The sequence below is a fragment of the Priestia megaterium genome (assembly GCF_041941685.1).
Classification (GTDB): domain Bacteria; phylum Bacillota; class Bacilli; order Bacillales; family Bacillaceae_H; genus Priestia; species Priestia megaterium_C.
On the sequence record NZ_CP130958.1, the window covers coordinates 5,103,387 to 5,124,028 of the forward strand.

The following is a 20,642-nucleotide window of genomic DNA, read 5'->3' on the forward strand; positions in this document are numbered from 1 at the left end:
GTGTATCAATTTATCACGCTAAAGTCAATTAAATCCGAACGATTTAACAAAAGTTATTACAAATATATCGTATTTTGCGGAACGAATGCGATAACAATAAAATAAAACCTCTCATATTGAGAGGTTTTATGCACCAGACGGCACTCCTGCGTCATCAAAGCGCCGCTCGAGATTAACGAATTTATTGTACTCTTTTACAAAGGCAAGCTGTACGGTTCCAACTGGACCGTTACGCTGCTTGGCTATAATAATCTCGATAATATTTTGATTTTCTGTATCTTTTTCATAATAGTCTTCACGATATAAGAAAGCTACGATATCGGCATCCTGCTCAATACTTCCGGATTCACGGATATCAGACATCATTGGTCGCTTATCTTGTCTTTGCTCTACTCCACGGGAAAGCTGTGATAAGGCGATAACAGGAACTTCTAATTCACGAGCTAAAGCTTTTAACGCACGAGAAATTTCAGATACTTCCTGCTGTCGGTTTTCTCCGCTTCTTCCATTTCCTTGAATGAGCTGTAAGTAGTCAATTAAAATCATCCCAAGCCCGCCTTCTTGTTTCAAGCGACGACACTTAGAACGAATTTCACCTACACGGATACCCGGTGTATCATCAATATAAATCCCTGCATTGGACAAAGATCCCATTGCCATAGTGAGCTTTCCCCAGTCATCAGCTGTAAGCGAACCTGTACGCAGCCTTTGTGCATCAATATTTCCTTCCGCACACAGCATCCTCATAACAAGCTGCTGAGCACCCATCTCTAAACTGAAGATAGCTACGTTCTCATCCGTTTTCGTTGCAACGTTTTGCGCAATATTTAAAGCAAAAGCCGTTTTACCTACAGATGGTCGAGCCGCTACAATGATTAAATCATTTCGCTGGAACCCTGCTGTCATTCTATCTAAATCACTAAATCCGGTTGGGATACCTGTAATGTCACCTTTTCGATTGTGAAGAACTTCGATATCATCATACGTTTGTACAAGTACATCTTTGATATTTTGAAACACACCGCTGTTTTTACGCTGTGCTACTTCTAAAATGTTTTTTTCCGCTTCATTTAATAAAACTTCTACTTCGTCTTCCCTTGCATATCCTTCTGAAGCAATATGCGTTGCAGTACGAATTAAACGGCGTAAAATCGACTTTTCTTCTACGATTTTACCGTAATACTCTACGTTTGCAGCCGTTGGAACAGAGTTAGCTAAATCACTTAAATACGATACGCCGCCAACTTCTTCTAGGATTTTTTGGTCAGCTAATTCAGACGTTACCGTTACCAAATCAACCGGTTCACCTTGGTCAGAAAGTTTCAGCATACATGTAAAGATTTTCTGGTGCGATGCCCGGTAAAAGTCTTCAGGTATTAGCAGTTCAGATGCTAAGGTTAAAGAAGAAGGCTCTAAGAAAATGGCCCCTAATAGCGCTTGCTCTGCTTCAATATTCTGAGGCGGAAGACGATCAGCAAAAAGATCACTCATATTTCTATGCCCCTCTTATATTCTTTCAGTATTTTCTTTCATCATAAATGTTGGCGCGAACAAATACAAGTCCGCGCCAACCCTTTATATTATTTACTTATTTCTCAATCCTACGTTTATTTTTGTTCAGTCACGTGTACCTTTACAGTAGCCGTTACTTCCGGATGTAATTTAACCGGTACATTTGTGTAGCCTAATGCGCGAATTGCATCATTTAATTCAATTTTACGCTTATCTACTTTAATTTTGTGCTTTTTCTTTAATTCTTCAGCAATTTGTTTGCTTGTGATAGAACCGAATAAACGGCCACCTTCACCAGATTTTGCTGTTAATTCAACTGTTAGTTCTTCAAGAGTTGCTTTTAACTCTTTGTTTGCTTGAAGTTCTGCAGCTGCATCTTTTTGCTCTCTATTTTTTTGTGCTTCTAATACTTTCACATTACCGCCTGTAGCTTCAACAGCATAGCCATTTTTTAATAAGAAGTTATGTGCATAACCGTCTGAAACATTTTTCACTTCACCTTTTTTACCTTTTCCTTTTACATCTTTTAAGAAAATTACTTTCATGATTTTTTACCTCCATCTAAGTACTCATCAATTGCTTGTTTAAGCCGTTCTTCAGCTTCATCCAAACTAATGTCTTGAAGCTGAGTAGCAGCATTCGTTAAATGACCTCCGCCTTGGAGACTTTCCATAATAACTTGTACATTGATATCTCCAAGCGATCTAGCACTAATGCCAATTAGATTATCCCGTCGCTTAGAAATAACAAACGAAGCAACCACTCCGCTGATTGAAAGCAGCGTATCTGCAGCCTGCGCAATTAACACTTGATCATACATTTTGTTTGGTTCAGCTCGTGAAATGGCAATACCTGCTGTATAAATCTCTGCATGTTCAATAAAGCGTGCTCGCTGTACATATTGCGTGATATCTTCTTTTAAAAACTTTTGAACAAGAACCGTATCTGCGCCTTGAGAACGTAAAAAGGACGCTGCATCAAACGTACGAGATCCCGTGCGTAATGTAAAGCTTTTTGTATCGACAATAATACCGGCTAAAAGTGCTGTTGCTTCTAGCATATCAATTTTAAATCGTTTTGGCTGGTATTCAAGAAGCTCAGTAACGAGTTCTGCTGTCGAGGAAGCATATGGCTCCATATAGACAAGAAGAGGATCTTCGATAAAGTCTTCTCCTCGTCTATGATGATCAATGACCACGACATTTTCAATACGATTTAATAACCTTTCTTCAATAACGAGCGACGGCTTATGCGTATCTACTACTACTAAAAGAGTATCATCACTCACAAGATTTAAGGCTTCTTCAGGCGTAATAAATCGTTCCCACAGGCCTTCTTTCTTTTTAATTTCTTCTAGCATTCGCTGCACACCTGTATCAATATGATCAGGATCTAATACGATAAAACCGTCTTTCTGATTGACTTGCGCTACTTTTAATATCCCAATAGCAGCTCCTACAGCATCCATATCCGGATACTTATGACCCATGATAATCACTTTTCCACTCTCTGTAATGAGCTCTTTTAACGCGTGAGAAATAACTCTTGCACGCACGCGCGTCCGTTTTTCCATTGGGTTTGTCTTGCCCCCAAAGAATTTTACTTTTCCATTCGGCTGTTTAATCGCTACTTGATCTCCACCTCGACCTAAGGCCAAATCCAAACTAGATTGAGCTAAAGCACCCAGCTCAGGTAAATCAGCAGCACCAGCTCCGATACCAATGCTCAATGTAAGCGGTATATTTTGTTTAGACGTCTCTTCTCGAACTTGGTCTAAGATAGAAAATTTGCTTCGCTCTAAATGAATTAAAATTTGTTCATTCATAATCGCAATAAATTTCTCGGAAGACGTACGTTTAATAAAAATACCGTATTCTTGAGCCCAACTATTTAACATAGAGGTTACTTGGCTATTCAAGTTACTTTTAACTTGATCATCCATTCCTTGCGTTAGTTCATCATAATTATCTAAAAAGATAATACCTAAACTTGTTCGTTCTTCTTCATACAATTTTTCGATTTCTATTTGCTCTGTAATATCAAAGAAGTACAGTAAGCGCTCGTCTCGTTTAATCACCACTTTAAATTTCCGATCATGCAACGTGACAACTTCTGTTTCCACTTCTTGTTTGACCAGTGGAATAATACTTTCGGCTACATCGTATAATGATCTTCCCACTAGTGTGTCTTCACCGAGACAAGATGCTAGAAAAGGATTGGTCCATTCAATTTGATATTCATCATTAAACAGCATAATCCCAATCGGCATTTCCATTAATGCCTCTTCGCCTACTTTTTTCAGCCGATGAGACAGCATTGAAATATAGGTTTCAAACTCATCGGACAGCATTCGCTCCATTCTCATGTATAGAAAAAGACAGGCTAATAGTAATATAAAGCCTATCATTCCTATGATCCAATTATGATAGGTCACGATACCTACTAAAATCAGAGCTATACTATACAATGAGTAAAATGGATAGCGAATGACGTTCTTTTTTGTAAAGACAGGCATCCATTTCAGCTCCTACTTTTTTAAGTTCCACAATATCTACTTTTTTGTGTCTAATTGTTTTCTTAAATTAAATCCTAAATCAATTATACCTAAGATGCGCACAATTTGAAGGATAATTGGAATAATTAATGCTAAAATTGTTACAACAATTGGAATTGCTTTGGCATACCCTTTTTGATGTGAGAAATAGAAAATAAAAGAGATCCCTTGTAACACTACTAGCATTTGCAGTCCCATCACGATGTTGATAATAGCTACGTACATAAATGTACCTTGTTCAATATTAAAAGATGGGAAAGATAAGATTAATGCAATCAAATAATACCATAGGATACTTTTAGGAAGTTTAAATTCACGAAAAGGCGGGAATGCTTGCACCTCATAACCTGTTCTTTTAAGAATAGGCGTAGCAATAAGCTGAGAGAAAAAGGCCAGAATAACTCCGCCCATAACAATTAATAGAGGCAACAGATTTTTAAACATATCAAATGCATCTCTCATTTGGTCAATTTGAGATTCCTTAACGTCTTGTCCTAAACTTTTCATCATTTCAATACTTTGATTAATCGATTGATCTAAAGCATTATTTATTTGCTCCATTAGATTAACATTAAAAACGACATTTGCTCCTACGAACAATAAAAGTAAACCTAAACTAAATGCAACCGTGCCGCCTAGTAAAATGGTATACCTTTTTTGTTTTTGTTGGTAAAGCATTCCTATTGCTAATCCACCAATACCAAATACAAATGTAAAAGGAAGAGTCAACACATTTCCAAATAACAAAGTCAATAACAACCCTACTACTAAAAATAATATTGCCTTTTTCCACCCATGACGAACGGTATACACAATAAATGGAACAGCTAGCGCTAGTTGAAAAATGGTTCCCACAACAGGTATGTATAGTGAAAAAAGTAACAGCGCCACAAACAGCGCTAAAAGAGCTGCTCCTTCTGTAATATATCGAATTCCTTTCACAACTTCACCTCGTTGATATAGACTATTATTTATTTTATCGATTCAATTCATAAGAAGCAACTATTTGGCAAAAGAGCACCTATGTAATGTAAAAAGAGGCAGTAAGGGAATCCTTACTGCCTCTTTTTATACCGTTCATTATTCACCAGAAACATATGGTAATAATGCCATTTGACGAGCGCGTTTGATAGCGATCGTTAATTTACGTTGGTATTTAGCGCTTGTTCCAGTTACACGACGAGGTAAAATTTTACCACGCTCTGAAACGAATTTTTTAAGCATATCTACATCTTTGTAATCGATGTGAGTGATGCCGTTTGCTGTGAAGAAACAAACTTTACGACGTCTGTTGCGTCCACCTTTACGTCCACCTGCCATTTTGATACGCCTCCTTCCGCTTAAAAGTTTCTATAAAATTTTATACTCCGGATAATCTACTGCGAATTAAAACGGTAAATCGTCATCTGAAATGTCAATTGTCTCGCCATTATTTGCAAATGGATCATCATCAACGCGAGTATAACCTTGATTACCTGAGTTACGGTTCTGATTATCTCCAAATGGAGAGCCTTGTCCAGATCCTCCAGTGTTAGCAAAGTTACTGCGTTGCGTATCCCCACCGCCACTTTTCGGCTCTAAAAATTGCACACTTTCCGCTACAACTTCCGTTACATATACGCGACGACCGTCTTGTCCTTCGTAACTGCGAGATTGTAGTCGACCATCAACACCAGCTAAACTTCCTTTTTTAAGGAAATTGGCTGCATTTTCAGCCTGACGACGCCATACAACACAGTTGATGAAGTCAGCTTCACGTTCACCTTGCTGATTTGTAAATGTGCGGTTTACCGCTAAAGTGAATGTTGCAACCGCTGCTCCACTCGGGGTATAACGTAATTCAGGATCTTTGGTTAAGCGTCCTACGAGAATTACGCGATTCATCATCAGAACCACTCCTTAAGGAAATAAAACCCAATTTATTTAAACGTTTAATTATGCTTCTTGTTTAACAACGATATGACGGATAATGTCTTCGTTGATTTTCGCAAGACGATCAAATTCAGAAACTGCTTCTGAAGTAGCCGCCACGTCAAGAATCATGTAGTAACCGTCACGGAAATCATTGATTTCGTATGCTAAACGACGTTTACCCCATTCTTTAACATTTGCGATTTCAGCACCATTATCAGTTAATACGCCGTTAAAGCGCTCAACTAATGCTTTCTTTGCTTCGTCATCAATGCTTGGACGGATGATGTACATTACTTCATACTTTCTCATCACTGTCACCTCCTTTTGGTCTAACGGCCCGAAACGGGCAAGGAGCAATAAAATATTACTCACGAATTAAAATTATAGCACACTACCATAGGCAAAGCAATACGCATTGCGGGCTGTTTCGTAAATATATGCTAATATTTTCGCCAACGACAAAAGCCGAAAGAAGATATCTCCTTTCGGCTTTTAATCTTATACGTTAAAGCGGAAATGCATAACGTCTCCGTCTTTTACGATGTATTCTTTTCCTTCTAAACGTACTTTTCCAGCTTCACGAGCTGCTCCCATTGTTTTGGCAGCTAATAAATCCTCGTATGACACCGTTTCTGCACGAATAAATCCGCGTTCAAAATCTGTATGAATAATACCTGCACACTCAGGAGCTTTCATACCTTGTGTAAACGTCCACGCGCGTACTTCTTGCTCACCAGCTGTAAAGTACGTAGCTAATCCAAGTAAATCATACGCTGCACGTACAAGCTGATCTAGACCTGACTGTTCAATGCCTAGTTCTTCAAGGAACATTGCTTTTTCTTCTCCTTCAAGCTCAGCAATTTCAGATTCAATGCGTGCGCAAACAACAATCACTTCTGCACCTTCACTTGCCGCATACTCGCGCACTTTTGCTACATATTCGTTAGCAGATGCATCTGCTACTTCATCTTCAGAAACGTTTGCTACATAAAGAATAGGTTTGATTGTTAGCAAGTGAAATTGTTTTACTAATTTCATTTGCTCTTCTGTAAATGATACAGCACGAGCTGGCTGATCACTTTCAAATGCATTCTTTAGTTTCTCGAGAATTTCGTATTCATACATTGCTTCTTTATCTTTTTGTTTAGCCATCTTTTGAACACGGCCAATACGCTTCTCTACCGTTTCTAAATCTGCTAAAATTAACTCTAAATTAATTGTTTCAATATCTGAAATAGGATCTACTTTTCCTGAAACGTGCGTGATGTTTTCATCTTCAAAACAACGCACAACGTGACAAATCGCATCTACTTCTCGAATATGAGATAAGAATTTATTTCCCAGTCCTTCACCTTTACTAGCACCCTTTACGATTCCAGCGATATCTGTGAATTCAAATGCTGTTGGAATTGTTTTTTTAGGTTTTACAAGCTCTGTAAGTTTTTGAAGACGATGATCAGGTACTTCTACAATACCTACGTTAGGATCAATCGTACAGAAAGGATAGTTCGCAGATTCTGCGCCCGCTTGCGTAATTGCATTAAATAATGTTGATTTTCCAACGTTAGGAAGACCAACAATTCCAGCTGTTAAAGCCATATATTTATTCACTCCTCTTTATATATCCGAAACAAGTTAACCTGTCACAATTATAGTGAGTCAACTTTTGAAATACAAGTTTGATAAAGAACCTTTAGTCACACCGTTTTAAGATGCTTCATTTTGTCCCACCTTACAGTATAAGGCATAAACATAGAAAATGCATGAGGTTATTCCTCATGCTTTACAAGAATTTTTTTCATTTTACGTGCAAAATCACGTCGTGGAATCATTACGCTGTGGCCGCAGCCTTCACATTTAATACGGATATCCATTCCCATTCGAATGATTTTCCATTCATTTGTACCGCAAGGATGAGGTTTTTTCATTTCCACAACGTCATTTAAACCAAATTCTTTTTCCGTCATCAGCTCTCTCCTCCTTATTTCCCTTTCAACGTCGACGAATGCTGTGCTTCTTCTGTACGATTATACATAACCATACGAGGAAATGGAACTTCAATGCCATGTTCATTTAGCCTTGTACGCACTTCTTTACGAATCATACGAGAAATATGGAAATGTCTCATTGGTTTTACTTCGCTTGTAATCCTCATTGTGACCTCAGTTGCATGGATATTTTGAACCCCCAGCAATTCAGGCGTTTTAACCATATCTTCATAGCGGCTTGGCAATTCTTCTAGCAGCTCTAAAATTACTTGTTCTGCTTCTTGTATGTTTTCTTCATAAGAAATGCTTACATCAACGAAAGCTACGCTGTTATGTAACGAAAAATTAGTGACCTCCACAATACTGCCATTGGGCAAGATATTAATCTCGCCTGTCCAACTCTTAATCTTTGTTGTTCGCAGACCAATTTCTTCTACAGTTCCCTCAAATGTTCCTACTCGAACATAATCGCCAACGGAGAACTGATCTTCAAAGATAATAAAAAATCCCGTGATGATGTCTTTCACTAAGTTTTGAGCACCAAACCCTACCGCGAGCCCTACGATTCCAGCCCCCGCTAGCAATCCTCGAACATCTACTGATAATGTTTCTAAAATCATAACTCCAGCAACGAAATAAATAGCATAAGAAAAAACGTTCTGAAGCAAACGGACCATCGTAGCTTCTCGTCGTTCAGAAATACGCAGAGGGCTATTTGTGCGAACCTCTACAAATTTATTTAACGCTTGCTTTCCAATTCGAATTAAAAACATAGAAATAAGCAGAATCAACAGAATTTTTATGAAGCCTTCTCCAATATGTGCCCACGTTTCTTCTTGAAAAAATGGCTCAAATACGTTCTTAAAAACTGACGTCAACGAATTCATACTACATGTAGCTCCTATCGTAACATACTCTACATACGAGAAAGTTTTAATCTATTGTAGCAAGTTTCTACGAACTTTTGTAGCGATTTCGAAATGGATATAATAGAACGGCCGTTACTAAAAATAAATTGACGATTCCATACATTGGATACAAAACGGCAATCAAAGTAGAAAAACCTAACTTTGTAAAGGGAATCATTAAAAGTAGCCAGCAGGCTGCCAGTTTCCACAGAGATTGCACCTTTTCAGTATGAAAACGTGCGGTCAGTCCTAAGATTCCTGATACGGCTGTTGTATAAATTGCAATGAGCAAAACAATGCTCATTAAAAACAGCATCGTATAAGGAAAGTCTTTAAGAATAGCGAATAATGGAATTTCATAAGAAGAAAGAAGGCCTGAAACTTGAATAAGCGATTCATTATAAATAAAGGAGAGCCCCCCTAATAAAAAACCACTGCCAACACTTGCAATATAAATCTCTTTTTTGCTTTTAATTTCCTTTCCAATTGTAGATAATACCGCGACAAGAGGAAGAATATTTAAAGCCGTAAAGGTAAACGCAGCAGGCCAATTATGCTGAAGATGCCAATCAGTTACTACAGGATGACGTAAAACAAATGTAAGAAGTACGCCAGCTAGTCCAATCATTAAGATTGGCATAACGAAAGAATTGATAGAAAGAAGCCCATTTAATCCTCTTGAAAAAACAAAGACGATAAACGCACTAAGAGCGCCAATTCCCCACCAATAAGGAACATGCCACATTTCCAATGTCGCCCCGCCGCCCGCGATCATAATCACCGTCGTCGTAAACAAATAAAAAACGATTAAAATATCGTAGGCTGCAGCCCATCTCTTTCCTATTAATTCAATTAGTACTGGGTAAAATTGATTGGTTCGGTAGCGATAGCTGATTTGCATAATCACATTGCAAGAAATCGCAAAAATAATAGAAAATAGAAAAATAGCAAGTCCGCTTTCTTCGCCAAAAAACTGCCATAGCTCTCTCCCTGAAGCATACCCAGCGCCTATCATGGTTCCCATAATTAAGAATATCCATTTACATCCTGCTCTCCACATCGATTTTCCCCCAATCCATGAAATATATGTATAGAATCTTCAAAATCTTCGTATACTGTTACTATTATGTATAAGGAGTGGACCCTATGAATTTAAAATCTCCCTTCTTTGAGAAGACACAACATTCAACCCGCGTATTTCATGATGAAGAATTTGCTACAAAGAAGCTGAGTACACAGTTACTATCTTTACTTCCAGCACAGAAAGACAGACCAATTGTTTTTGTATGTATTGGAACGGACCGTTCAACTGGGGACTCATTGGGTCCATTAGTCGGAACGAAACTGAATGAAAAAAAGGTTTCATCTTTTCACATTTTCGGAACGTTAGAAGAGCCTGTTCATGCTGTTAATTTGAAAGAAACGTTAAAACATATTCAAAAGCTTTTCCCGAATCCTTTTATTATTGGAATTGATGCTTGTTTAGGTCGTATGAAAAGCGTAGGCTCTGCCTCACTTGGAATAGGACCCGTTAAACCAGGAGCAGGAGTTAATAAAGAATTGCCGCCAGTCGGGGATATTCATATAACAGGGGTTGTCAACGTGAGCGGATTTATGGAGTTTTTCGTCTTGCAAAATACGAGGCTTCACCTCGTTATGTGCATTGCCGATTTAATTGCGAAAAGTATTGAGACTGCGTACAACGAACGAGAGAAAGAGTTTAATAATTCTTCGGTTTACCAACCTGTAAGACATTATAAACAATAAAAAAGGTTGTCCTAAAACTAGGACAACCTTTTTTATACAGAAGATTTGTTAGTCTGAGAAAGATCGTTAAATAATTCAAGAAGACGGTTTAAATCTTCTTTAGAGAAAAATTCGATTTCAATTTTTCCTTTTTTCTTGCTTTGTGTAATGTGAACAGAGGTACCAAAACGCTCACGAAGCTGTGTTTCACTTTGTTTTATAAATAAATCTTTATCTTTTTTAGTTTTTGATGTTTCACGTGGAACGGCTTTATTTAAGTGGGCAATATAAGCCTCGAGCTGTCTGACATTCAATTGTTCCTTGCGTATTTTTTCAACGACTTTAGGTAGAAGAGCTTTATTTTTCAAACCGACTAGCGTACGCCCATGGCCCATAGACAATTCATTAGTAGAAATGAGGGTTTGAATTTCCTCAGGCAACTGCAAGAGGCGAACATAGTTAGCAATGTGAGGTCGGCTTTTTCCCAGTCGTGTAGCAAGTTGCTCCTGTGTCATATCGAGCTTATCCATAAGCAATTGATAAGCGGTTGCTTCTTCAATTGGCGTCAAATCTTCACGCTGTAAATTCTCCAACAAAGCTAGTTCCATCATTTGCTTTTCTGAAAAGTCTTTTATAATGACAGGAACAGTAGCAAGGTCGGCTTCTTTAGCAGCTCTAAATCGTCTTTCACCCGCTAAGATTTCATAGCCTTTAATGCTTTTGCGAGCTACAATTGGCTGTAAGATGCCATGATGTAAAATGGATTGCTTTAACTCATTAATTGCTTCTTTATTAAACGTTTTACGTGGTTGATAGGGGTTGGGTCTGAGTTCGTGAATAGCAACTTCCTGAATTGAATCATCAGCCTGTGCATCTAAGCCTGAAAATAAGGCATTAATTCCTTTCCCTAATCCTTTCGCCATTATAAATCACTTCCTTTGCAAGTTCCGTATAAACTGCGGCCCCTCTAGATCTTGCATCATATAAGATAATTGGTTCACCATGACTAGGTGCTTCGCTCAAACGAACATTTCGAGGAATAATCGTTTGATAAACGCGATCCTGAAAGTATTTCTTCACTTCTGCTGTTACCTGCAGTCCCAAATTTGTGCGTGCGTCAAGCATAGTCAGCAATACACCTTCGATACGCAGTTGATTATTCAAATGTTTTTGGACTAATCTAACGGTATTTAGCAATTGACTTAATCCTTCAAGCGCATAATATTCACACTGTACAGGTATTAAAACAGAATCAGCTGCCGTTAACGCATTTAATGTCAGTAAACCAAGAGAAGGGGGACAATCAATAATAACATAATCAAAGTGATCTTTCACCGTTTCTAAAGCTCTCTTAAGTCGAACTTCACGTGAAATAGTCGACACTAATTCAATTTCTGCACCAGCTAATTGAATGGTCGCGGGAATGATTGATAAATTTTCGACGGCTGTTGAACGCACAACGTTTTTGGCTTCCATATCTTCCACTACTACATTGTAAATACATTCATCTACATCTGCTTTATCTATGCCAACTCCACTCGTAGCGTTACCCTGTGGATCTCCATCTACAAGTAGAACCTTTTTTCCTTGTTCAGCTAAACAAGCTCCTAAATTAACAGCGGTTGTTGTTTTTCCAACTCCGCCTTTTTGATTCGCAACTGCCACAATTTTCCCCATGTTGTCACCTACTTTCATTTCCATCCCATTTGTCCAGACAGTTTAATTGTTCATTGAATTTTCTGACGAAAAACTTTGATAAAAAAGCCTCATCAAAAAAAGATGAGGGCTATTTCTTTATTTTTTCGGAATCTTAATAGTAAACTGAAAATATTCATCAAACTCTTCTTCTTCCGTGTTTAATGAAATACCGCTGTCACTAACCATTGTCAAGGATTGACGAATTGTATTCATTGCGATGCGCGTATCTTTACTAAACGCTTTTCTTTTAGCTTTTGGCTTTTTAACCCGCGTTTCTAACAATTTAACTACTCGATCTTCCGTTTGTTTTACATTTAATTGTTTTTCAATAATCTCAGCTAATACTTGAAGTTGTTTTTCTTGATTTTTGAGGGGAATGAGCGCTCTTGCATGTCGCTCTGTAATCAATTTTTGTTTGATTGCTTCTTGTATTTCAACAGGAAGCTTTAACAAACGAAGCTTGTTTGCAATTGTGGATTGGCCTTTTCCTAAACGTTGAGCTAATGCCTCTTGGGTAAGATTATGTAACTCAATTAACTTTGCGTAGGCTAGTGCTTCTTCGACAGCCGTTAGCTCTTCACGTTGTAAGTTTTCTATTAAAGCCACAGAGGCCGTTTCTGTATCGTTAAAATGTTTCACAATTGCAGGAACCGTATCCCATCCTAAGCTTTGTACAGCTCTCCACCGGCGTTCTCCAGCAATTAATTCGTATTCTTCGCCCTCAGTCGGTCGAACCACAATAGGTTGAATAATACCGTGTGTATGAATAGTAAGAGCTAGCTCTTCAATTTTTGCTTCATTAAACACAGTACGCGGCTGGTAACGATTCGGAATAATACTTGAAACCCTAATTTGTTTTACTTCATCTCTTAAAACTTTTTCGACATTTTCATCTTGGACAGTTTCAATCTCTACATGAATATCCTCATCTTTTTCTTTTAAATTAAAAAAACGTGAAAAAGCAGATTTCATAGTCCCACACCACCTTCAGGAAAATCCCGCCTTAAACTAATTCGATGTTTTTTAATCATATCCTGCTTTCTAAACAGAAAATATAGAGAAGAAAATGTTTCATATGAAACATTCTCTTCTCTATCTATTTAATGCCTACTCTAGTGGAAGCTTAACCGGGGTACCAGGTTTTCTAGGATATTTTTTAGGCGTTTTCTTTATTTTGTCTATTAAAATAATGTAACGTTCACTTTGCTCCAAAGGCAATTGGAAATGTTCAATCGACTTCACTTTTCCACCTAATACTTGGAATGATTTTTCTCCATTTTTTAATTCCTCAGGGGCAGAAGCACCTTTCATTGCTAAAAAGCGTCCTTGTTCTTTAACAAGCGGTAAGCAAAATTCATTAAGAACCGAGATACGTGCCACGGCTCTTGCCGTTACAAGATCGAATGACTCGCGAATCGTTTCTTTTTTACCAAATGTTTCAGCTCGATCATGACATAGTGTGACATTGTCTAGTTCAAGCTCATTTACAAGATGCGTTAAAAACGTAATACGCTTTTGTAAAGAATCAACGATTGTTACACGCAAATGCGGGAAGCAAATTTTGATCGGAATACTTGGAAACCCTGCTCCTGCACCTACATCACACATGGATTCAATTTCTGTAAAGTCTTGAAAAAAAGCAGCTGAAATAGAATCGTAAAAATGCTTTTCATACACTTCACCGTGATCAGTGATAGCAGTTAAATTCATTTTTTCGTTCCATTCCACTAAAACTTGATAATACTTTTCAAATTGATTCAGCTGTTTAGAAGAAAGAGAAATTCCCTTTTCTTCTAATAGCTGTTGAAACTGTTGAATATTCATTGAGTTTCCCTTTCTTCGCGCCTAAGAGTTTTAATCATTTGATACTTTAGCGATGCGCCCTTGTTCAATATAAACAAGCAAGATTGAAATATCAGCTGGGTTGACTCCAGAAATACGTGAAGCTTGCGCTACCGTTAGTGGACGCACTTGGTTTAATTTTTGACGTGCTTCTGTAGCTAAACCGTTAATTGCATCATAATCGATATAATCAGGAATCTTTTTGTTTTCTAACTTCTTCAAGCGTTCAACTTGCTGAAGTGATTTCTGAATATATCCTTCGTATTTCACCTGAATTTCTACTTGTTCAGCTACTTCAGGATCTACCGTCTCATCAGCTGGTGCTAATTGATGAATATGAGTATATGTCATTTCAGGGCGGCGAAGTAAATCTGTCGCACGAATCCCATCTTTTAATTCACTGCCGCCAGCTTCTTTAATCAGTTGTTGAACAGCTTCATTCGGCTTAATAATAAAGGAGAAAAGACGTTTCTTCTCTTGCTCGATTTCCGCTTTCTTCTGTTCAAATTTAGCATAGCGCTCATCACTGATTAATCCTAGTTCACGACCAATTTCAGTAAGGCGTAAATCAGCGTTATCATGACGAAGCAATAAACGATATTCTGCACGAGACGTTAGCAGACGATACGGTTCATTTGTTCCTTTTGTCACTAAATCATCCACCAATACACCGATGTAAGCATCAGAACGTCCTAAAATGACTTCTTCTTGTTCCAGCGCTCTTCTTCCCGCGTTAATTCCAGCAAGAAGACCTTGGCCTGCAGCTTCTTCATAACCAGATGTTCCGTTAATTTGTCCAGCCGTATAAAGATTTTTAATTTTCTTCGTTTCAAGCGTTGGCCATAACTGAGTCGGAACAATTGCATCATATTCAATAGCATAGCCCGCACGCATCATTTGGACTTTTTCAAGACCAGGAATTGTCGCAAGCATTTGACGCTGTACGTGCTCAGGAAGGCTTGTTGATAGTCCTTGAACATATACTTCTTGCGTATTTCGTCCTTCTGGCTCTAAGAAAATTTGGTGGCGCGGTTTATCATTAAAGCGCACAACCTTATCTTCAATAGATGGACAGTAGCGTGGTCCAGTACCTTTGATCATCCCAGAATACATAGGAGATAAGTGGAGGTTGTCATCAATAATTTGATGAGTTCGTTCACTTGTATATGTTAACCAGCAAGGCAATTGATCTGTAATGTACTGTGTTGTTTCATATGAGAAAGCACGGGGCACATCATCCCCAGGCTGAATCTCCGTTTTGCTGTAATCAATAGTTGAGCTATTAACACGAGGTGGAGTTCCTGTTTTAAAACGGACCATGTCCAGTCCTAACTCCTCTAAGTGTTCAGAAAGCTTAATAGCCGGTTGTTGATTATTAGGACCGCTTGAATATTTTAGTTCACCTAAAATAATTTCCCCGCGTAAGAATGTCCCTGTCGTAATAACAACTGTTTTAGCTTTATACACAGCTCCCGTTTGAGTGACAACGCCCGTACATACACCGTCTTCTACGATTAACTGTTCTACCATGCCTTGCATAAGCGTTAGATTTTCTTCATTTTCTAACGTTTTTTTCATTTCATGCTGATAAGCAAATTTATCTGCTTGAGCTCTAAGCGCTCGAACAGCCGGACCTTTTCCTGTGTTTAACATTCTCATTTGAATATGAGTTTTATCGATATTTCTACCCATTTCTCCGCCAAGAGCATCAATTTCACGTACGACAATACCTTTTGCAGGACCCCCTACAGAAGGGTTGCAGGGCATAAACGCCACCATGTCTAAGTTGATGGTCAACGTTAACGTTTTAGCACCCATACGCGCAGAAGCAAGTGCCGCTTCACAACCTGCATGACCTGCTCCAATGACAATAACATCATATTGTCCACCTTCATATTGCATAATAGTAGCCTCCTTTAATAATCTATTTTCCTAAACAGAATTGAGAGAACAACTGATCAATTAAGCTTTCATGAACAGCATCACCAATAATTTCACCTAATAGTTCCCACGTTCTTGTTAAATCAATCTGGACAATATCGATTGGAACACCACTTTCAATGCCTGTGATAGCCTCATCGATAGCTCCTCTTGCTTGCGTTAAAAGCGCAATATGTCTTGTATTAGATAAATATGTTAAATCTTGAGATTCAATTGTTCCTCCAAAGAAAAGAGCTGCGATTGCTTCTTCAAGCTGATCTACTCCTTGTTCTTGAAGAAGCGAAGTCGTCACTATTGGATGATCACCAGCAAATTGCTGCACTTCCTCTAGATTAATTTTTTGCTCAAGATCTGTTTTATTCACAATCACGATAACGTCCATGCCTTTTACAGCTTCAAATAGCTTTTTATCTTCGTCCGTTAGTTCTTCATTAAAATTCAACACAAGCAAAATTAAATCTGCTTCTTTCAAATACTGACGGGAGCGTTCCACACCAATTCGTTCTACAATATCTTCTGTTTCACGAATTCCAGCTGTATCAACTAATCGCAGAGGAACTCCTCGCACATTGACGTACTCTTCGATTACATCTCGCGTCGTTCCAGGAATGTCTGTGACAATGGCCTTTGCATCTTGCACTAAACTATTTAGAAGAGAAGATTTCCCTACATTAGGACGTCCAATAATAACCGTAGCCAATCCTTCTCTTAAAATTTTCCCTTGATGAGAGGTTTGAAGAAGCTTATCAATTTCTTGGCGTACATTTGAAGCTTTTTCGATCAATACTTGGTGAGTCATTTCCTCTACATCGTCATATTCTGGGTAGTCAATGTTTACTTCTACATGGGCAAGTGTTTCAAGAATTTCCTGCCGTAAATGACGTACTAGCTTGGACAAACGCCCTTCCATTTGACCAATCGCCATATTCATCGCTTTATCTGTTTTGGCACGAATTAAATCCATTACAGCTTCTGCTTGTGATAAGTCTACTCGACCATTTAAAAATGCTCGTTTTGTAAACTCACCCGGCTCAGCTAAACGGGCACCATTTGCAATAACTAACTGCAACACACGATTAACGGATACAATTCCTCCGTGACAGTTAATTTCAATAATGTCTTCTCTAGTAAATGTCTTGGGACCTTTCATAATGGAAAGCATCACTTCTTCAACGACTTGCTCTGTCTTGGGATCTACGATATGACCGTAGTGAATGGTATGAGAAGCTACGTCTGTTAATCGTTTATTCGAAACGCTTTTAAAGATACGATCTGCAATCGTAACTGCTTCTTCACCACTCAGGCGGACGATGGCAATAGCTCCTTCTCCCATTGGTGTAGAAATGGCCGCAATTGTATCAAAATCTAGCACCAACTTCACCTCATTTCATTTTATAAACCTTTTATTTTAAACGATGTTATATACTATCATCGTTAACAATTTTCCACGAACAAAAACATCTATTTTAAGGCCCGTGATTTGTATGAACCAAATAAATAGAATACCACAATTCACCGATTTGGAACATCTCTAACGTTCTTCTGTTATGCACAGCAAGAAAAACAGGCAGTATGTACTATTTTAACTTATCCACATGTGAATAACAACGTATGCATCTTGATTTTTTTGAGCGCTAGATCGATAAAAATAAGCACATAAAAAAGCACTAGCTTATTTTGCTAGTGCTTTTTGGCAACTGGCTGAACCAAAATACTTCTTTTGGGTTCTTTGCCAACGGATTGTGTCTCAACTAAAGAATTTTTAGCTAACGCTTGGTGAATCATTTTTCTTTCATGAGAAGGCATTGGTTCTAGTTGAACAGATCGATTCGTTTTGATCGCCTGATTAGCTATTTTTAATGCCAGTTTTTCGACCATTTCTTTTCGTTTTTCTCGGTAGCTTTCTGGATTTAATACAACATTTAAAAATTGCTGACTGTATCGATTAGCTACCAATTGTGTGAGAAGCTGGAGTGCATTGAGGGTTTGTCCATGTTTTCCAATCAGCATTCCCGCTGAATCGCTACTAATCTCAATTATGCAGTTTCTCGAGGTTTTTTTGACGTTCGTATGAATCAAAATCCCCATTTCACGGCTAACATTTGTAATAAAATGAACCGCTTCCTCTATAGGGTCAACTATTTTTGTAACTTTTACAACTGCGGGTTTTCCCTTAAAGATTCCTAAAAATCCTTTTTTGCCTGGTTCAATTATTTCTACATTTGTTTGATTTCGCTCTACTTCTAAAGCATCTAATGCTTCTTGAACAGCAGCTTCAATCGTCTGGGCCGTAATTGTGATTTCGTTCATTTTTTAACCCCTTCAATATTCGCTTGTTTTAAGTCTGGCCCTTTAATGAAGTAGGTTTGAATAATCATAAATAGATTTCCCACTACCCAATAAAGAGATAAGGCGGCTGGAAAATTGATTGCAAAAACGACAATCATGATTGGCATAACCCAAAGCATCATAGCCATTTGAGGATTTTGATTTACATTTCCGGCCATCATCATCTTTTGCTGAATAAACGTTGTGATTCCTGCGACAACTGGTAAGATAAATAGCGGGTCACGCGCACCTAAATCAAACCATAAAAAGCTGTTGTTTGCGATTTCTGACGTTCGTGTAATCGCGTGGAAAATCCCAATAAGAATGGGCATTTGAATTAGAATTGGGAAGCACCCAGCTAAAGGATTTACTCCGTAAGTTTGGAATAATGCCATCGTTTCTTTCTGCAATTGCTGCTGCGTCTGGGCATCTTTTGAACTGTACTTCTCCTTTAACTTCTGCATTTCGGGCTGAAGCGTCTGCATTGCTTTCGTGTTTCTCATCTGTTTAATCATAAGCGGTAGAATAAGTAAGCGAATCAGGATTGTGACAACGATGATCGCAACTCCATAGCTTTTAAATACCTCCGCCAGATACGTAATGACTAATGACAGCGGATACACAACATACTCATTCCAAAAACCTTTACTATCATCTGTAATAGGTTGGTTAATTTCCGTACAACCCGCTAAAACAGTTAATAGAAAGATAAGCGTTATCCCTAAAAACAACTTCTTCTTCACCTGTTTTTCCTCCTTCTACATGTTCACCTTTCAATTCTGAAAGTGCGTCAAAATCCATTATATAAGGATGCGGTAGAAAAACAACAGCTATTAAAGGCTTTTCTTCTATTGTTTATTAATCGTTTTGTCTATGTGTAAGTAATTTGCCACGCTTAAAGACATGCTGCAAGCTGCTTTTAATTTCTTCATAGCTCATTGTTGCAGCAGGCTGCCTTGCAATTACAATATAATCTTTGTCTTGCTTCAAATACGGTGTGAATTCAAATATAATTTGTTTAGCAAGGCGCTTAACTCGATTACGAGTCACGGCATTTCCAATCTTTTTGCCCACGGAGAATCCTACGCGGAAATGTTCTTGATCCGGTTTGTCTAGAACATACAAGACAAATTGGCGATTCGCTACTGACTTGCCCTTTTTAAAAACTGTTTGAAATTCATCATTCTTTTTTATACGATATCTTTTTTTCATTTTTAACAACTCCTGCCCTTTTTCAGGTCATGCTTTTATGTAGTCCCTACAGGAACAGAGGTGATTTTAGCCTTATAAAGCGAAAAAAGACCACTGGCGTCAGTGGTCTATTATGCTGATAATACTTTTCTTCCTTTACGACGACGACGAGCTAAAACTTTACGTCCATTCGCTGAGCTCATACGAGCGCGGAAACCGTGTACTTTACTGTGCTTACGTTTGTTTGGTTGGTAAGTTCTTTTCATCTATAAACACCTCCTCGAGGAATAACTGAAAAAGACAGTCCTTGCAATTATAATGAAAAGACTAAGAAGATGTCAATGTTATTTAAAAAATAAAATTTTCAATCTCTTGGTTTCATTATCTGTTTTACTCAATCTTCTTCATTCTAATATCTTTATAACCCAATTGTCTATACCTAATCAATAAAATTCATTGATTTATTAAAGAAAAAATTTTTCCTTTTCATCTCTTTTTCTTTCTCTACCAGCTGCGATCGCATCCTTACTGAACAAAACTACAACAATACAGGTTATAAAAAGCCTCTTTTTTATTCAAATTCTTCTCTTAAACCTTTGTGGATAAGTTTTTTCGACATTTTTCTACTTTTCCATTTCTTATCGACAACTCATGCACACTATCTTGTGTTGTGGAAAACTTTTCTCCACAAGGTGTAGTGATTGTGGATAAGTTTCGAAAATTCATTGCATCATGCCGAATTCTTTGATATTATATTTTTGTTTTCACTCTTAATTACTTTTCCACAGTTGGTTTTTATCCACAAACTGTGGACAACTTGTGGACATCATTTCCACTATCACTGTATAAAGTTATCCACACCATGTGGAATCTGTCGAATAGTCGACTTTCTTCTATAATATATATTTACCCACATAATAGCAATTGTATAAATATAAATTTTTTATGCATAAGGTTTTGTACAGGTTGTACAAGAGTTGTACAAAGCGCATAAAAGCTAGAAAAAGGAGGGATTGCTCG

Annotated in this window: 22 protein-coding genes; 1 reads left to right on the plus strand and 21 read right to left on the minus strand. The window is 37.9% G+C overall.

The genetic code is table 11. From position 1 onward, the window contains the following. Positions 1-126 precede the first annotated feature (126 nt). From dnaB to Q5794_RS27035, 11 genes are all read right to left on the minus strand, one after another. Entirely contained in the window at positions 127-1,491 is a 1,365-nt protein-coding gene (dnaB, locus tag Q5794_RS26985) for a replicative DNA helicase (protein ID WP_013085554.1), read from the minus strand. Positions 1,492-1,607: 116 nt separating this feature from the next. Further along, positions 1,608-2,057 (minus strand): 50S ribosomal protein L9, encoded by a 450-nt coding sequence (rplI, locus tag Q5794_RS26990; protein ID WP_013059910.1) that lies wholly within the window; start codon positions 2,055-2,057, stop codon positions 1,608-1,610. Next, the gene (locus Q5794_RS26995; protein WP_192997020.1) at positions 2,054-4,027 is read right to left on the minus strand and encodes a DHH family phosphoesterase; all 1,974 of its coding nucleotides are present in this window, start codon (positions 4,025-4,027) and stop codon (positions 2,054-2,056) included. Before Q5794_RS26995 ends, rplI begins: the two co-directional genes overlap by 4 nt. Before the next feature lie 36 nt (positions 4,028-4,063). Continuing rightward, complete coding sequence (locus Q5794_RS27000) at positions 4,064-5,008, minus strand: YybS family protein (protein WP_215054910.1); 945 nt, start codon at positions 5,006-5,008, stop codon at positions 4,064-4,066. 138 nt (positions 5,009-5,146) lie between these two features. Next, entirely contained in the window at positions 5,147-5,386 is a 240-nt protein-coding gene (gene rpsR, locus Q5794_RS27005; protein WP_013059913.1) for a 30S ribosomal protein S18, read from the minus strand. A gap of 66 nt (positions 5,387-5,452) precedes the next feature. Next, the gene (ssb, locus tag Q5794_RS27010; RefSeq protein ID WP_013059914.1) at positions 5,453-5,953 is read right to left on the minus strand and encodes a single-stranded DNA-binding protein; all 501 of its coding nucleotides are present in this window, start codon (positions 5,951-5,953) and stop codon (positions 5,453-5,455) included. A 48-nt stretch (positions 5,954-6,001) separates the two neighbouring features. Then, positions 6,002-6,289 (minus strand): 30S ribosomal protein S6, encoded by a 288-nt coding sequence (gene rpsF / locus Q5794_RS27015; protein ID WP_013059915.1) that lies wholly within the window; start codon positions 6,287-6,289, stop codon positions 6,002-6,004. Between the two features lie 189 nt (positions 6,290-6,478). Next, positions 6,479-7,579, minus strand: a complete 1,101-nt coding sequence (ychF, locus tag Q5794_RS27020) for a redox-regulated ATPase YchF (RefSeq protein WP_013059916.1) — start codon at positions 7,577-7,579, stop codon at positions 6,479-6,481. Positions 7,580-7,749: 170 nt separating this feature from the next. Beyond that, positions 7,750-7,947, minus strand: coding sequence for a DUF951 domain-containing protein (locus tag Q5794_RS27025; protein ID WP_013059917.1), 198 nt, complete (start codon positions 7,945-7,947; stop codon positions 7,750-7,752). 14 nt (positions 7,948-7,961) lie between these two features. Next, entirely contained in the window at positions 7,962-8,855 is an 894-nt protein-coding gene (locus Q5794_RS27030) for a mechanosensitive ion channel family protein (RefSeq protein ID WP_192997019.1), read from the minus strand. 67 nt (positions 8,856-8,922) lie between these two features. Further along, the gene (locus tag Q5794_RS27035; RefSeq protein ID WP_215054911.1) at positions 8,923-9,936 is read right to left on the minus strand and encodes a hypothetical protein; all 1,014 of its coding nucleotides are present in this window, start codon (positions 9,934-9,936) and stop codon (positions 8,923-8,925) included. 86 nt (positions 9,937-10,022) lie between these two features. Here Q5794_RS27035 and yyaC point away from each other — a divergent pair, with 86 nt between their 5' ends. Beyond that, complete coding sequence (yyaC, locus tag Q5794_RS27040; protein ID WP_215054912.1) at positions 10,023-10,643, plus strand: spore protease YyaC; 621 nt, start codon at positions 10,023-10,025, stop codon at positions 10,641-10,643. Between the two features lie 32 nt (positions 10,644-10,675). On the opposite strand, the gene Q5794_RS27045 is transcribed toward yyaC, so the two are convergent. The 10 genes from Q5794_RS27045 to rpmH form a co-directional block, all read right to left on the minus strand. Beyond that, positions 10,676-11,545: a ParB/RepB/Spo0J family partition protein gene (locus tag Q5794_RS27045; protein ID WP_013059921.1), complete on the minus strand. Its 870-nt coding sequence runs from the start codon at positions 11,543-11,545 to the stop codon at positions 10,676-10,678. Then, a complete protein-coding gene (locus tag Q5794_RS27050; protein WP_013059922.1) occupies positions 11,517-12,299 on the minus strand; it encodes a ParA family protein in 783 nt (260 codons plus the stop codon). Before Q5794_RS27050 ends, Q5794_RS27045 begins: the two co-directional genes overlap by 29 nt. A 117-nt stretch (positions 12,300-12,416) precedes the next feature. Then, positions 12,417-13,292, minus strand: a complete 876-nt coding sequence (noc, locus tag Q5794_RS27055) for a nucleoid occlusion protein (protein WP_215054913.1) — start codon at positions 13,290-13,292, stop codon at positions 12,417-12,419. 135 nt (positions 13,293-13,427) lie between these two features. Continuing rightward, on the minus strand, positions 13,428-14,144 hold the full coding sequence (gene rsmG, locus Q5794_RS27060) for a 16S rRNA (guanine(527)-N(7))-methyltransferase RsmG (protein WP_192997016.1): 717 nt from the start codon (positions 14,142-14,144) through the stop codon (positions 13,428-13,430). A 30-nt stretch (positions 14,145-14,174) separates the two neighbouring features. After that, entirely contained in the window at positions 14,175-16,064 is a 1,890-nt protein-coding gene (mnmG, locus tag Q5794_RS27065; RefSeq protein ID WP_215054914.1) for a tRNA uridine-5-carboxymethylaminomethyl(34) synthesis enzyme MnmG, read from the minus strand. 22 nt (positions 16,065-16,086) lie between these two features. Then, a complete protein-coding gene (gene mnmE, locus Q5794_RS27070; protein WP_164796795.1) occupies positions 16,087-17,475 on the minus strand; it encodes a tRNA uridine-5-carboxymethylaminomethyl(34) synthesis GTPase MnmE in 1,389 nt (462 codons plus the stop codon). Between the two features lie 308 nt (positions 17,476-17,783). Continuing rightward, the gene (gene jag, locus Q5794_RS27075; RefSeq protein ID WP_215054915.1) at positions 17,784-18,413 is read right to left on the minus strand and encodes an RNA-binding cell elongation regulator Jag/EloR; all 630 of its coding nucleotides are present in this window, start codon (positions 18,411-18,413) and stop codon (positions 17,784-17,786) included. Beyond that, entirely contained in the window at positions 18,410-19,174 is a 765-nt protein-coding gene (gene spoIIIJ / locus Q5794_RS27080; RefSeq protein ID WP_164796796.1) for a YidC family membrane integrase SpoIIIJ, read from the minus strand. The genes jag and spoIIIJ overlap by 4 nt, the downstream gene beginning before the upstream one ends. A 115-nt stretch (positions 19,175-19,289) precedes the next feature. Next, complete coding sequence (gene rnpA / locus Q5794_RS27085) at positions 19,290-19,643, minus strand: ribonuclease P protein component (protein ID WP_192997013.1); 354 nt, start codon at positions 19,641-19,643, stop codon at positions 19,290-19,292. A gap of 110 nt (positions 19,644-19,753) precedes the next feature. Continuing rightward, positions 19,754-19,888, minus strand: a complete 135-nt coding sequence (gene rpmH / locus Q5794_RS27090; protein ID WP_013059930.1) for a 50S ribosomal protein L34 — start codon at positions 19,886-19,888, stop codon at positions 19,754-19,756. Positions 19,889-20,642: the final 754 nt, after the last annotated feature.